The 13,787-nt window shown below is 59.7% G+C and carries 16 protein-coding genes, 1 tRNA gene and 1 pseudogene; 9 read left to right on the top strand and 9 right to left on the bottom strand.

All coding sequences use genetic code 11. The features are described 5' to 3' along the window. The first annotated feature begins 266 nt into the window (after window positions 1–266). The 3 genes from MF410_RS09590 to MF410_RS09580 all read left to right on the top strand — a co-directional run bounded on the left by MF410_RS09590 (window position 267) and on the right by MF410_RS09580 (window position 3,076). The gene (locus MF410_RS09590; RefSeq protein WP_049734242.1) at window positions 267–926 is read left to right on the top strand and encodes a peroxiredoxin; all 660 of its coding nucleotides are present in this window, start codon (window positions 267–269) and stop codon (window positions 924–926) included. A 149-nt stretch (window positions 927–1,075) separates the two neighbouring features. Beyond that, complete coding sequence (locus MF410_RS09585) at window positions 1,076–2,032, top strand: lytic transglycosylase domain-containing protein (RefSeq protein ID WP_097625261.1); 957 nt, start codon at window positions 1,076–1,078, stop codon at window positions 2,030–2,032. Window positions 2,033–2,128: 96 nt separating this feature from the next. Further along, window positions 2,129–3,076, top strand: coding sequence for an NAD-dependent epimerase/dehydratase family protein (locus MF410_RS09580; RefSeq protein ID WP_097625262.1), 948 nt, complete (start codon window positions 2,129–2,131; stop codon window positions 3,074–3,076). Window positions 3,077–3,081: 5 nt separating this feature from the next. Here the strand turns inward: MF410_RS09580 and MF410_RS09575 are convergent, their stop codons facing one another. Next, window positions 3,082–4,347, bottom strand: a complete 1,266-nt coding sequence (locus tag MF410_RS09575; RefSeq protein ID WP_097625263.1) for a glycerate kinase — start codon at window positions 4,345–4,347, stop codon at window positions 3,082–3,084. A 200-nt stretch (window positions 4,348–4,547) separates the two neighbouring features. Here MF410_RS09575 and MF410_RS09570 point away from each other — a divergent pair, with 200 nt between their 5' ends. Beyond that, on the top strand, window positions 4,548–4,847 hold the full coding sequence (locus tag MF410_RS09570; protein WP_003586992.1) for a DUF6074 family protein: 300 nt from the start codon (window positions 4,548–4,550) through the stop codon (window positions 4,845–4,847). A 72-nt stretch (window positions 4,848–4,919) separates the two neighbouring features. Here the strand turns inward: MF410_RS09570 and MF410_RS09565 are convergent, their stop codons facing one another. Next, the gene (locus tag MF410_RS09565; protein ID WP_097625265.1) at window positions 4,920–6,011 is read right to left on the bottom strand and encodes a PHB depolymerase family esterase; all 1,092 of its coding nucleotides are present in this window, start codon (window positions 6,009–6,011) and stop codon (window positions 4,920–4,922) included. 210 nt (window positions 6,012–6,221) lie between these two features. Between MF410_RS09565 and MF410_RS09560 the strand changes: the two genes are divergently transcribed. Continuing rightward, complete coding sequence (locus MF410_RS09560) at window positions 6,222–6,629, top strand: low affinity iron permease family protein (protein WP_097625458.1); 408 nt, start codon at window positions 6,222–6,224, stop codon at window positions 6,627–6,629. Window positions 6,630–6,653: 24 nt separating this feature from the next. Here MF410_RS09560 and MF410_RS09555 read toward each other — a convergent pair whose 3' ends face one another. From MF410_RS09555 to MF410_RS09545, 3 genes and pseudogenes are all read right to left on the bottom strand, one after another. After that, window positions 6,654–7,004, bottom strand: coding sequence for a low affinity iron permease family protein (locus tag MF410_RS09555; RefSeq protein WP_097625266.1), 351 nt, complete (start codon window positions 7,002–7,004; stop codon window positions 6,654–6,656). Between the two features lie 141 nt (window positions 7,005–7,145). Then, window positions 7,146–9,260: a catalase gene (locus tag MF410_RS09550; RefSeq protein ID WP_097625267.1), complete on the bottom strand. Its 2,115-nt coding sequence runs from the start codon at window positions 9,258–9,260 to the stop codon at window positions 7,146–7,148. A gap of 157 nt (window positions 9,261–9,417) precedes the next feature. Beyond that, window positions 9,418–10,330, bottom strand: a pseudogene (locus MF410_RS09545) (hypothetical protein). 340 nt (window positions 10,331–10,670) lie between these two features. Between MF410_RS09545 and MF410_RS09540 the strand changes: the two are divergent. After that, the gene (locus MF410_RS09540) at window positions 10,671–10,850 is read left to right on the top strand and encodes a hypothetical protein (protein ID WP_003586986.1); all 180 of its coding nucleotides are present in this window, start codon (window positions 10,671–10,673) and stop codon (window positions 10,848–10,850) included. 463 nt (window positions 10,851–11,313) lie between these two features. Here MF410_RS09540 and MF410_RS09535 read toward each other — a convergent pair whose 3' ends face one another. Then, window positions 11,314–11,556, bottom strand: a complete 243-nt coding sequence (locus MF410_RS09535; protein WP_097625269.1) for a hypothetical protein — start codon at window positions 11,554–11,556, stop codon at window positions 11,314–11,316. A gap of 251 nt (window positions 11,557–11,807) precedes the next feature. On the opposite strand from MF410_RS09535, the gene MF410_RS09530 reads away from it, so the two are divergent. Then, entirely contained in the window at window positions 11,808–12,122 is a 315-nt protein-coding gene (locus MF410_RS09530; protein ID WP_097625270.1) for a hypothetical protein, read from the top strand. A 319-nt stretch (window positions 12,123–12,441) separates the two neighbouring features. On the opposite strand, the gene MF410_RS09525 is transcribed toward MF410_RS09530, so the two are convergent. Further along, window positions 12,442–12,516, bottom strand: a tRNA-Asn gene (locus tag MF410_RS09525). Next, entirely contained in the window at window positions 12,517–12,714 is a 198-nt protein-coding gene (locus MF410_RS09520; RefSeq protein ID WP_165503884.1) for a hypothetical protein, read from the bottom strand. It abuts the tRNA gene before it with no gap. Here MF410_RS09520 and MF410_RS09515 point away from each other — a divergent pair. Both MF410_RS09515 and MF410_RS09510 read left to right on the top strand, forming a co-directional pair. Further along, complete coding sequence (locus MF410_RS09515) at window positions 12,634–12,951, top strand: hypothetical protein (protein WP_097625271.1); 318 nt, start codon at window positions 12,634–12,636, stop codon at window positions 12,949–12,951. The genes MF410_RS09520 and MF410_RS09515 overlap by 81 nt on opposite strands. Before the next feature lie 11 nt (window positions 12,952–12,962). Next, complete coding sequence (locus tag MF410_RS09510) at window positions 12,963–13,301, top strand: hypothetical protein (protein ID WP_097625272.1); 339 nt, start codon at window positions 12,963–12,965, stop codon at window positions 13,299–13,301. A gap of 1 nt (window position 13,302) precedes the next feature. On the opposite strand, the gene MF410_RS09505 is transcribed toward MF410_RS09510, so the two are convergent. Then, on the bottom strand, window positions 13,303–13,635 hold the full coding sequence (locus tag MF410_RS09505) for a KTSC domain-containing protein (protein WP_097625273.1): 333 nt from the start codon (window positions 13,633–13,635) through the stop codon (window positions 13,303–13,305). Window positions 13,636–13,787 lie beyond the last annotated feature (152 nt).

Below are 13,787 nucleotides of genomic sequence, written 5' to 3'. Positions count from 1 at the left end.
ACGGTCCGATAGGGGCGACTGAAAAATCGGCCTTATCATCGCTCGGATGTATCGGAAAAATAATGCCGCCGCAGGCCTGAAATCGAAAGAGCATGCCTTCGGCGATCGTGGTATATGACTTACTTAAAATCCTGGAATGGGAAGTTCTTAACCTTCGGCCGGTGCGATCCTGTTGACCGCAATCTCGCGACCGCTTCCGGCGGACGGATCCCATGGCCTCGATTTGAAACAAACAACATTAAACACAAGGCTTTGGAGGGCCGACCATGAGCTTACGCATCAACGATATTGCCCCCGATTTTACCGCCGACACCACCCAGGGACCGATCAGCTTCCATGAGTGGATCGGCAATGGCTGGGCCGTGCTGTTCTCGCATCCGAAGAATTTCACGCCGGTCTGCACGACCGAGCTCGGCGCCATGGCCGGCCTGGCGGGCGATTTTTCCAAGCGTGGCGCCAAGATCATCGGCATCTCCGTCGATCCCGTGGAAAGCCATGCCAAGTGGAAGAACGACATCAAGACCGCCACCGGCTTCGATGTCGAATATCCGCTGATCGGCGACAAGGATCTCAAGGTCGCCAAGCTCTACGATATGCTGCCGGCCGGCGCCGGCGAGAGCTCGGAAGGCCGCACGCCCGCCGACAACGCCACGGTGCGTTCGGTTTTCATCATTGGTCCCGATAAGAAGATCAAGCTGATCCTCACCTATCCGATGACGACGGGCCGGAATTTCAACGAGATCCTGCGTGCCATCGATTCCATCCAGCTGACGGCCAAGCACCAGGTGGCGACACCGGCGAACTGGAACCAGGGCGAAGACGTCATCATCACCGCCGCGGTTTCCAATGAAGACGCGATCACGCGTTTCGGCTCCTTCGATACGGTTCTGCCCTATCTCCGGAAGACCAAGCAGCCGACGGCCTGACCGCTGCTTTCAAGCCGTTCTGGAAGCCGCCGCGGCCATTGCCCCCGGCGGCTTTTTCATGCGCCATTGCCGAAATGGGGAAGCGTCGCGCCGTGAACGATGCTATCTATGATCAGCGTCGCGATGGAAGTCGAACCTGCTGAGATCCGATGAGAGGGCGAAAGCGTCAGTCCGGCATGGGGAAGAGAGCGGCGAAGGCCCTGCTTTCGCTCTGCTTTCTGTTTACCGTCATAGACACGCCAAAGGCCCAGCCGGAAGTAAGCGCTGCCGAGCCGGCCTGTCTCTATTCCGGGCCTTCTGCGTCGGGATCGGATGAGACGCTCTGCATCCGCAAGGACAGTTTCAATCGCGATCTCTGCGCCGCGATCGAGCATTTCGCCGAGGCCAATCAGTTGCCGCCGGAATATTTCGCCCGCCTCATCTGGCGCGAAAGCACCTTTCGCCCCGACGCGGTCAGTTTCAAAGGCGCGCAGGGTATTGCCCAGTTCATGCCCGGAACGGCGAAACTGCGCGGTCTTGAAGACAGCTATCAGGTGCTGGAGGCGCTCCGGAAATCGGCGCAGTATCTCGACGAATTGCGCAATCGTTTCGGCAATCTCGGCCTTGCCGCCGCCGCCTATAATGCCGGCGAAAACGGTCTTGCTTCTTACCTAGCGTCAGGAAGATTGCCTTACGAGACGCGCAGCTACGTGATGGCGATCACCGCCCATACGGTGGAGGAGTGGAAGGAAAAGCCACCGGAAACTGCGGCAGCCCCGCTCGATAAGGACAAGCCCTTTTTCGACGGCTGCGTGGCGCTTGCCGAACGCCGGACGTTGAAGGACACGCCGTGGCGTCAGGAGGGCGACTGGGCGCCCTGGGGTGTCCAGCTTGCCGCGAACGCGGATGTCGCGGTGGCCCGGCGCATGTTTCTCGATGCGGTGCAGGATCTGCCTGCGCCGCTCAATGCGGAACAGCCGCTGATCCTGCGCCAGCGCGATCGCAGCTTCGGCTTTCGCCCGCGTTATGCCGCCCGCATCGGCCGGCAGACGCGCCTGGAAGCCAACAGCCTCTGCAACCAGATCCGCACTCACGGCGGCACCTGCCTTGTTTTCAAGAATCGATAACGGGGCCGCTTTCCCATTCGCGGCGAAAACTCCGCTTGCAGGATCGCGACACGGCGCAGCATAGTCGGCGCGGATCATGCAAAGGGAGGAACGACAATGCGGGTTTTGGTCATCGGAGCGACGGGCCATGTCGGAACCTATCTCGTTCCTCGTCTGGTCGAGGCGGGGCACGACGTCGTTACCATCAGCCGCGGCGCGGCAAAGCCCTACACCGAAAATCGCGCCTGGGCCTCCGTCGACCAGCGCCAGATGGATCGGGCCGAGATGGAACGGACCGGCGAATTCGGCCCGGCCGTGCGTGAAGTGAAAGCCGATATCGTCATCGACATGATCTGCTTCACGCTCGAGAGTGCCGAGCAACTGGTGACCGCGCTATCCGGGCATGTCGGTCATTTCCTGCACACCGGCACCATCTGGACCCATGGCTACCCCCGCACCGTGCCGACACTCGAAGAGGCGCCGAAGTCTCCCTTCGGTGACTACGGCATCCAGAAGGCGGCGATCGAAACCTATATGCTGCAGCAGGCAAGGCTTCGCGGCTTTCCGGCCACCATCATTCATCCCGGCCACATCGTCGGTCGCGGATGGGCGCCGCTCAACCCTGCAGGCAATTTCAACCTGCAGGTCTTTTCGACCCTCGCCCGCGGAGACGCCCTTGCGCTGCCCAACTTCGGCCTGGAGACGGTCCATCACGTCCATGCCGATGACGTGGCGGCGATGTTCATGGATGCGATCGCCAACTGGAATGCGTCGACCGGCGAAAGCTTCCACGCGGTTTCGGAGCAGGCGCTGACGCTTCGCGGTTATGCCGAAGCCATGTCGCACTGGTTTGGGCGGGAGCCGAAACTCAGCTTCGCCCCATTCGATGTCTGGGCCGAAAGCCAGACGGCCGAAGATACGGAGGCGACATGGGAGCATATCGCCCGCAGCCCGAATTGCTCGATCGCCAAAGCCCGGCGCCTGCTCGGTTACTCCCCGAGATACACGTCTCTGCAGGCAGTGCAGGAGGCTGTGGACTGGCTGATCGGGCAGGGAAGGATCTAGACCCACTAACGGATCAGGATAGCTCTGAAATCATTGACGTTGGTACCGGTCGGGCCGGTTTCGAAGAGATCGCCGACGGCGGCAAAGCCCGAATAGCTGTCATTGCCGTCGAGCAGCCGGCGCGGATCGAGCCGGGCAGCGCGCAGGCGCTTGACCGTGCCGCCATCGGCGAAGGCACCCGCATTATCCTCGGAGCCGTCGATCCCGTCCGTGTCTGCAGCAAGGAGATGAATGCCCTCCTGTCCGTCGATTGCTAGCGCCATGGCGAGCGCGAATTCGCCGTTGCGTCCGCCCTTGCCGCCCTTGGCGCGAAGCGTCACCGTCGTTTCGCCGCCGGACAGGATGACAACCGGCTTCGAAAACGGCCTGTTCCGGCCGAGCACCTCGCGGGCGATCGCCGCATGCACCAGCGCCACGTCACGCGATTCTCCCTCGATCGCATCCGAAAGGACCGCCGGCACTATCCCCTGCGACTTCGCCAGGGCGGCGGCTGCCTCCAGCGAGACGCCGGCAGAGGCGATGATGTGATGCGCGTGGCGTCGGAAGACCGGATCGTCGGGCCGCGGCGCATCGGCCTTGGGTGAGTTCAGATGGTCGAGGGCTGCCTGCGGCAGCTGTAATCCATATTGCTTGACGATCTCAAGCGCGTCGTGCCGCGTCGAACCATCAGGCACTGTCGGCCCGGAGGCGACATGAGCCGGGTTGTCGCCGGGAATGTCGGAGACGATCAGGCTGACGACCCTTGCTCTGGTTGCTGCCGCAAGTCTCCCGCCTTTGATGGTCGAGAGATGCTTGCGCACGACGTTCATCGCCGAGATCGGCGCCCCCGAGGCGAGCAGGATTTCGTTGAGCGCAATCTCGTCTTCGAGTGTCAGCCCCACCGGCGGGGCGGGCAGCAGCGCCGAGCCGCCGCCGCAGATCAGCGCGATCACCAGATCGTCTTCCGTCAGTCCGCTCACCGTCTCCGTCAGCCGTCTTGCCGCTGCAAGTCCCGCCGGATCGGGAACAGGATGGGCAGCCTCGATGATCTCGATGTCGCGTGTGTCGCAGCCATAGCCGTAGCGCGTGACCACCAGACCCGTAAGCGGCCCGTCCCACACGCTTTCGAGCGCTCGCGCCATCTGCGCGGCACCCTTGCCGGCGCCGATCACCACGGTCTTTCCCTGCGGCCTGTCAGGCAGGTTTGCCTTGATGCCGGTCAGCGGATCGGCGGCGCGAACAGCCGCGTCGAACAGGCTTTTCAGGAAATCGCGGGGAGCGCTTATCGTCATCGGTGGTCTCTGCTGCCTGGAGTGTCGATCGTCACACCGACAGTCGACGCATCCCCGTGCCGGCGTCAAGGTCGAAGACGAAGCAGTGTGACGGTTGTCGACTGCAAATTCTGCTTCATCGAAAGGAACGGATAAGAACGATAGAAAGCATTAACCATAGTCCCGTAGACAACGAACAGGATCAAAGGAACCTGTGTTCGATGGCTACTGAAATGACCTGCCGCCCCGCCGCCCAGAGTGAAGGCGTGGTGATTGCCTTTCCCTCCGGAACCGGAACCGCCAATATCGAGCGCTGCGCCCGTGAACTCGGCCGCAGGCATGGCGCGGATGCGATTGCATTCTGGAGGGCTGAATGCCGCAGGCTCGCCGATCAGCTTCTGGCAGCCGGAATGCCGGAGAGCGACGTCGGCGAGCGGGTGCTGCAGTTTCAGCAGGATGTCCAGATCGAACTCGTCCTCAGCCATCAAAACGGGCCGCTGCCCAAGTCTCAGAACCGATAGCGGCGCTCTCGCTGAATCTGGACGGTCCCCCGGCGAATGGCATGGCAACCAGTTTGCTCCCGTTCTGTCGCTTTACCGCAGCAGCCCGGCAGATCGAAGGGCGTCTTCAATGACCTTCTGGATGCCGCCGCGATCATCCCCTATGGCAGATGAACCTGCGACGTTTTCCGGTTGCGCAGTAGCGGGTTTTACATTGCGCCGCTTTTCAAACGAGGGAACCAGGCCCCAGGACCTGGCGATTTCGACGGTCGAGGAAATTCCGATGTCAAGCATGAAGGGGCCGCTCGCCCCGTAGCCGGTGCCGACGTCGAGCGGCGTGCCGTGATCCATTCCGGCAATCGTATAGAGCTCGATCACCTCCACCCCGTGAGCGTCGGTCCAGACCCTTCGCTGATGGCGTCCGATATTTTCCACGCGCGACGGCGATACGTCGATGCCGTGGATATTTCTCCATTGGTCGACGATTGCATTTGCATTCGATGGCACGACGGTTCTGTCCGCGCTTCCCTGCCAGAGCGACAAAGTCGGCCACGGGCCTTTGTGGGTTGAGGCGTTTCTCAACCGCAGTTGCAGTTCTTTGGCGGTCGGGCCGCCATGACCGCGCATTCGGTCGAACGCCTCGGGAATGGTCGCGGCGCTGGCATAGGGCAGGCCTGCAATGATGGCGCCTCCGGCAAAAATCTCCGGATAGGTGGCAAGCATGGCGGCGGTCATGGCGCCACCGGCCGAAAGCCCGGTCACGAATACGCGCCTGCTGTCGATGCTGTGTTCCGCAACGACCTTTGCGATCATCTGGCGAATGGAAAAGACCTCGCCATGATCCCGGCCTATATCCTCCGGGTTGAACCAGTTGAAGCAGAGGTTGGGATTGTTTGCCCTTCGCTGCTCGGGAAACAACAGCGCGAAACCATAATCCTCTGCCAATCGCGACCACCCCGACCCGATGTCATAGCCGGCGGCGGTCTGAGTGCAGCCGTGCAGGACGGTGACCAGCGCCATGTTCTTTGCGCGCTTCGACGGCAGGAAGATGTAACCTCCCAAAGCACCCGGGTTTGCACCAAATGTGCCCAGGGCAATCAGATCGGGATTTTCCTGCGTGGGGCGGGGGCGAAGCGTTCCTCGCAACGCAGCAAGGCGTGCGAGCGTGTCGGACATAGATCTCATGAAAGTCTCCGCCAATCAGCAGCCGGGATGGCGGTGATGCCTGCGTAAACGCGTCAGTCGGCGGAAAGTTGCTGCGCTGCACAATATTTTCTGAGCAGGCTGGATTTCCGGTAGCGCGGGTAGGCTCGCCGGGCGAGGAACTTCGGTCCGGAAATGACGTTGATGTTGTCGATTGACAGCATTGTCGCTGCAATTAGCGAGGCTTTTCAGATGTCGAACAAACCCAACTTCTTCTCTTCCTTTGCAACCATCGTCGCCGATTTCTCGGGAAAGCCGTTCACCTTTGTCGCGGCTCTGACGCTCGTGATTGCCTGGGCGGTATCGGGACCCTTTTTCGGCTATTCTGAAACCTGGCAGCTTGTGATCAATACAACCACGACCATTATCACTTTCCTGATGGTCTTCGTGTTGCAGAACAGCCAGAACCGTGACGGCAAAGCGGTTCAGGCCAAGCTGGACGAACTCATCCTGACGAGCCAGGCCGCCAACAAGTTCGTCGGCATCGAAAAGTTGGACGAGGGTGAACTCAGAGAAATGAGCAAGACGCTTGCCGCGCAAGCCGAATGCGTCGAGGAAAAAGCGGATGAGAAATCTGCCGCGGAGGCAGCCTCCACCTGATGCATATCGCCTCGATGCGACTTTTCAGTTTGTCATCTTGTCATGGTGTTGCTGGCGCATTTCCTCGATGGCCTCGACCTCTTTCTTCTCAGCCGCAATCCAGTGATTTCCGGCCTTGCTTGATCGGATCAGTTCGTCGAGCTTGGTTTGGAGCGCCACCATGTCCCGATTTTGGGAGTGCTGCACCAGCAGAAGAATAAAAAATATGATGAGCGTCCCCATCACGTTGGTCAGCAAAAACCATTGCCGTGGGAAAGAAAAAGTGACGCCCGCCGCCGCCCATATGGCGACCAACGCGACCAGCGTGACAGGGACCACGCGATGCCCCGCCCACAAGACGGCCAAGTCGGAAATCTGTCGAAAACGCCAGCGCATACGGCTCTCCACAGCGCATAAACGAAAGAGGGAGCAGATGTTTCCCTAATCCAAGCTCAATACATTAAGTGCTGCGAACAGTTTAAAACCCGCGTTTCCGCGGGTTTTAGACGACGAGCCATTCTTATGGCCACCCTATGTTCAATTCAGTTTGACCGACGGTTCGCGGCCCCAGACACGCAGTTTGCCAAGCGCTTTAACAAAGGCCGCGACATCCCCGGCCGCTCTAAGCGCAAGCACGCCCTCATCCAGGGAATCGGCAATTCCGGCCCTTTGCATGAGGGGCAGCGCTGTTTCCACATAGCCGATGAACTTGCAGTGCACGAAGGCATCCGAAACGAAATCATGGGCCGTTGCCTCCTTTAGCAGATCACTGCTTCCCGCCGACGAGGGCAGTAGCGCGACGGCGTCGTAAAGCACCGAAGGTCCGCCGTCGATCATCTGATGCGCCTCGATCCAATTGCCGTCCGAGAGCGTCACGCCGCCAATCTTTGGCGCGATCACTTCGAATGTTGCCTTCTGCTCGGTGACCTCGGCAAGCAGCGCCTTGAAGATCGCGGCGTCGCTCCCATCGGTGACAAGAATACCGAGCTTGCGTCCTTCGAACCGCTTCGGACCGCGCTCGATAATGCTGAGCGCCGGCGACGGCTCGAGATCCTGGCGCGTCGGCATGGCGGCATCGGCAGGCTTCGGCATCGATTTGAAGCCGAGTGCGTGGCCGACCTTGCTGGCCAAAGTCTCATCGATGTTCATAAGATGCGAGACCATCCGCTCGCGAATGACCGGTGTTTCGACTTTGCTCAATTCGAAGATCAGCGCTGCTGCAATATGGCGTTGCTCCGGCGGAGTCTGACTGATGAAGAACTGCCTGGCCTGGCTGTAATGGTCGGCAAAGCTTTCCGGCCGCAACCGGACCTTGGCACCCTGCTCCTCGGCCGGCAGGTGACGATAGCCCTGAACCGGCGATTCTCGCGGTCCCTGATTCCAGGAGTTCGGCTGGTAATTGACCCGTCCGACAGGATTGCGCATCGCCATGTGGCCATCCTGCTGGAAATTGTGGAAGGGACATTTCGGCGCGTTGATCGGCAGATGGGTGAAATTCGGGCCGCCCAGACGTTTTAGCTGCGTGTCGAGATAGGAGAAGTTCCGTCCCTGCAGAAGCGGGTCGTTGCTGAAATCGATGCCGGGCGGAACGTTCTGCGTCATGAACGCGACTTGCTCGGTCTCGGCGAAAAAGTTCTCGGGCATTCGGTCGAGCACCAGACGGCCGATCGGTTTGACCGGCAGGATCTCCTCGGGAATGATCTTTGTCGGATCGAGGATGTCGAAGTCGAACGTGTCGGCGAAATCCTGATCGAAAAGCTGGACACAGAGTTCCCACTCCGGGAAGTTTCCTGACTGGATCGACTGCCAAAGGTCGCGGCGATGGAAATCCGGATCCGCACCATTGATCTTGACCGCCTCGTTCCAGGCGACGGACTGCAGGCCGAGTTTTGGTTTCCAGTGGAATTTGACGAAGGTCGATTCATCGGCCGCGTTGACGAAGCGGAAGGTGTGAACGCCAAACCCCTCCATGAAACGGAAGGAGCGCGGGATGGCGCGGTCCGACATGACCCACATGATCATATGCATGCTTTCCGGGGTGAGCGAGATGAAGTCCCAGAAATTGTCATGCGCCGACTGCGCCTGCGGAAATTGCCTGTCGGGTTCCGGCTTTACGGAATGGATGATGTCCGGAAATTTGATCGCGTCCTGAATGAAGAAGACGGGAATGTTATTGCCGACCAGATCCCAATTACCCTGCTGCGTGTAGAGCTTCACCGCGAAACCGCGCACGTCGCGCGCCAGATCGAAGGACCCCTTGCTGCCGGCGACTGTCGAAAACCGCACGAAGGCCGGCGTCTTTTCCCCGGGCCGTTGGAACAGATCGGCCCGGGTGTAGGCGGCCAGCGATTCATAGGTTTCGAAATAGCCATGGGCGCCATAACCCCGCGCATGCACGACCCGCTCGGGGATGCGCTCGTGGTCGAAATGGAAGATCTTCTCGCGAAAATGGAAGTCATCGATGAGGGCGGGGCCGCGGGCGCCGAGACGAAGCGTATTCTGATCGTCGGAAACGGGGCCGCCTTGTGCTGTGGTCAGCACCGGCATGCCGTGCTCGGCAAACTGATGCAACTCACCGCCTGCACCGCGGTGCAGTTTCTGATCATGAATCGTCGCGTTGTCCGAGGGCGAGGTCTTCGTCTTCTTGGCCATCTATCTTCTCCGGAAAGGGTGTGACCTAACCGAAGCTCAAAAATGGCGACATGTTCCGCTCGCCGCGAAATAAACTGCAACCTGGCGAAGGGTTGCGTTCAAACGTAAAATAGGGCGCGGGGCCCTTCGACCCCGCGCCCCCGGTTTCCGGCGGTTTTCAGAGCCGGCGTGCAACGATGAGATCTTCCTCTTCGTCGCGTTGCGATCCGCCAAACGCTGCGGCAGCAGAGGCGATGAAAGCCCCGATCAGAAGCGACAGCGAGCCGAGCAGGGCCGTCGTGGAGGCCGCCTTGCGTGCCTCATCGGCAGCTTTCTGGGCGGCGACCTTGGCGTCGTCGATCCGCTTCAGCACCGTATCGACGCGGGTGCGTGCATCGGCTTCGGAAAGACCCGTTCGGGACGATACGATGGTGGCAAGATAGGCCTTGTCGTCATCGGGAACCTGGCCCTGGGCAGCGCCGTTGAGGAGGATGCGGGACACCTCGGACGTTGCCGCGGCATCATTGGACGTCGCCGCGGCGCGAGCCTTGTCAGGGCGCAGCAATGCGTCGGTAAAATAGGACGTGGACAGATCCACCGGCGAGGTTGCCGACGAAGCTGCTGCCGTGCCGGCGGCCGTGGCGGTCGATCCCACGACCGATCCCGCGGCTTGTGCACCCGCGCCGGCCAGCGAGGTCAACGATGATGCGAGAAACCCGGCGACGAAGACGGTCGCCAGCGCCCAGCTTCAGGAAACCATGAGCCGTGTCACGGAAGAAAACCTCGTCCGTGTGAACAGCCGCCCATTTCGTCCGCAGCCGGCCGGTAATGTAGCCTCCGAGCGCCGAAGAGAGCCATTGCACGAGAACGAGCCAGATTGCCGCCGTCACGCCGAGTGTCCCGAGCGAACTGCTTTGCCCCGACCAGGGCGACACCATGGTCAGCCCGAGCCCGGATCCAAGCAGCAGTAGAATGAGGGTGACGCCAATGGCCGCGGCGGCGCCCCCGAAGATAGGCCCCCATGTCATGGCCGATTTGGAGGATTCAACCGGAGTGGCAACCTCTCCGGAACCTGTCATTGAAACCGACATGATCTGTTCCTATCGCATAAACAGAGCAAGAAGGATGATGATAGGCAGTGGAACACCGAGCAGCCAAAGTAGAATACCGCGACCCATGAGAGACCTCCTGTCAAAGCTGACGTTACGTTGTTGATGCCACTCAACTTTTAACCGCGGTGTTTGTTCCCGGCCCGCTTGATCATCGACGATCTTCAGACGCAGATTATAAGATTGACGAAATCTAGGGCGCTCGCGCTAACGCCAGCCGGGGAGCGCACCTATATCTTGGGTTCAAGGTGGGGAAATTCTCCCGTTACTCCCAAAGGCAGAAACTCATGGCTGCATCACAGCGTGAATCGGAGAAGCATCGATGAACAGATTTCGGGCATTTGTAGCGGCCGGAGCAATCAGTCTTGCCTTTATCACTTCCGCCTGCTCGACGGCGCCGAATTCATACGGCTCGGCGTCGGGATATCAACCGGGAGATTCCTTGAATCCGGCCTGCGCCGATGGCTTCCGACCCGGCGATGGCCGTTCGTGCAGCTATTAGAAGCGGTCGGCTCGTCCGATTATAACGGCAGCTTGCGGGCGGAGGTGCTTCGTGAGCGGTCGCGCAGGTCGGCCGGCAGGATTCGTGATCCGCTCCTGGCGTCATTCCCGTTTGATGGTTTTGGCGATAGTATATGTTTGAAGGGAGCCGAGGGCACGGTTCCCACGCTCTAACGATCAAGAAAGAACGGCCACGTGATCTCGTGGCAGCGACGTGACGTCAATCTGCCGCCCGACCCCATTCTTAATTTAATGGCGGTCGCGTCCTGCCGCAGTCTCTATACCATCAGACCGGCAACGCAAAGATGACCGGTTCGTCGCTTGTTGCTTTCGTTAAAGGCGAACGCCAGGACACAGGCCCTGAGCAATCACCATCGATAAAGGCCGGGCGCCCCGTGGGCGCACACGACCGCGGCGACGCTGATTCTCTTGCGAGGTGGATCTTTGGGCCGATTCCAACAATGTCACTGGCCGCGGGGCAACGCATCGATCAACTGGTGCACCTTGTCGGTTGCGTAGACGATATCCTCGCGCGGCAAATGCACCGTGATTTCGATCTCCTGCCATCGTCCGCCATTATTTCTAGCGTAACTCACGGCGGCCTGTAGAGATTTGAATTCAACTGCGGGCGCGCCGGCGATCCAGAACTGCACGGTACAATCGGCTTCGGAATAGTCGGAGAGTGCTTTGAGCGGGTCTAGGGCCATGTCGATGGGCTCTACACCTTTGGTGGTTCTTTGGCTACCGCACGTGAAGCGCCGCCGCTGTTTTCGAGTCGCGCAATCCGCGCCACATTGACGTGACCTCCGCTCCTCCAACACCGATGACCGGCGCGATCACCACCCCTTCCGACACTGGGGCGCGGCGGCGGGTCTTTCTGGAAATTCCACAGAGGAGAGCCGTTCATGCCAGGTTAATGCGTATTAACCGAGAACTCGGGGCCTGAAAGGATGCGCCGATGAAAAAGCTTTTTCCCGTAGTCGCAGCCACAGTCTTGACTGCATGTTTCGCTCTGCCGCTAAACGCCACGCCGATTTTCGTGCCGAAACCGGTAGCAATGCACACCGCCGACTTCGAGCAGGTCAAAGACCGTCGCCACGGCAATGGACATGCGTATGGCCACTGGAAGAAAAGCCGGTACGCTTACCGCGACTGCCGGTATTACGGCTCGTGCTACCGTCCTCGGCACTACGGCTATCGCGACTATTACGGCTATCGCGACGATTACCCCTATCGTCGTCGATCAGGCGTGACCGTGTATTTCAATTTTTAGTCGGCATCGCTCCGATCTCTTGAAGCCGTCGACCTCACCCCACAACCACAGCAGCCCGCCAAGCTCCAACTCGGCGAGCGTTTTGTGTCTGGCGCCTGAACAAAGAAAAAGGTCGGGGCGAACGCTCGCGCCGACCTTCTTTGATTGCATCAGCTCGGTGCCAGTACATCCGTGGTCACCGGCAAAAGCTATCCGATGGATCGAATTTAAGCGCCTTGTGAATTTTCGCAAGGATTAGGGGATGCTGATTTAGGGCTAAAAGTGAGAAGAAAACGCCTGTCTTCGGATTTCTCAACGAAACAGGCGATTAACTTGAAAATGGCTCCCCGGGCCGGATTCGAACCGGCGACCTGTCGATTAACAGTCGAATGCTCTACCGCTGAGCTACCAGGGATCACTGCTTGGCGCGGTGTGAGTGGGCTAATACAAATGCTTGTTCGATTTGCCAAGCAGTTTTTTCAAAAAAATGAAATGAACTTGTATTTGGGTTGTCTGTGCCCATCTCTGGGGAATGACGAACCGGAATGAGCGAGAAGAGACGAGGGGCGGCGAAAAGCCCAGGAAGCGGGCAGGGCGCTTCGGCATCGATCATGCAAGCGGCAGGCTCATGCTCGGCTCTTTCAGCATCGGTATGCCGCGCTCCCGCATCGCGCGGATGGCGATCGGCGTCGCCCTCATTCTATGCGGTTTCCTGGGCTTCCTGCCGATACTGGGCTTCTGGATGTTGCCGCTCGGCTTCCTTGTGCTCTCGCACGATCTTCCTGTCGCGCGCCGGCTCCGCCGCCGCCTAGCGGTCTGGTGGCACAGGCGTGGGAAACCGGCTGGCTGAGAGGTGAGGACATGAAGGCATTTTTTGTTGTCGCCCTGTCAGTGGCGACGATTCTCTCAGGCGTTCCCGCTGAAGCCCAGGCTGTCGACAGCCGGGGTTTTGACGCTCGCGGCATCTGCCGCCGTCCTGAAGGCTGCGTGGTCGATCACGGCCAGGGCGGCAGCTATAACGGGCCTCGCAACTACCGCAACTTCAACGGCCGCAATGAGCGTGACGGCAATAACGATCGCGACCGGAACGATCGCCGCTCTCGCAATCAGAACAGAAGCGACAATTTCGATGGCCTGACCAACCGTGTGGCGGCAGGTCTTATCGCCGTTGAGCCGGGTGTATCGCCCACGCGAACCTAATCTAGTTGGACCTGAGTTCGCTTTCTTCAAAAACGCCGTTGGGACCCTGATCGAGGCTGGTCACCATCAACAAGCTGCTGACGGCAAGGAGGAGGACGAGCTTCAGCGCGTAGGATAGGGAGACATGTCGGCTGCTCTGTGAGACGCGGGAAGGCGCGATATAATAGTTGTAGTAGAAGTATGGATCAGTCGTTTCCAGCAGGTTCTCGTAGACATGCGGCGGAATGTCCACATGCTTCATCGGTGGAGAACCCGGAAATTTAACATGAAGATCGCGGCTGTCGGCATCATAGGCCGCATGCACGTGCTTCGATTTGAGGGCAGCCCACTCCATTTGCAGCTCCTATCGCCCTCCCAGGGCCAATATGAAGCCCGCAGGACGATCGTCAAGCTAACAATTTGTTTCAAATGCGATCACTGCCGGGAAGGGCACCGCTACGATGAGGGAATTCGAGCCTGCGCTCGTGCCGGCCGGCACTGAAAAAT

The sequence above is a fragment of the Rhizobium sp. C104 genome, assembly GCF_022354505.1.
Classification (GTDB): Bacteria; Pseudomonadota; Alphaproteobacteria; order Rhizobiales; family Rhizobiaceae; genus Rhizobium; species Rhizobium redzepovicii.
Note: the sequence above shows the minus strand (reverse complement) of the source record. Positions and strands in the feature narration are given on the sequence as shown.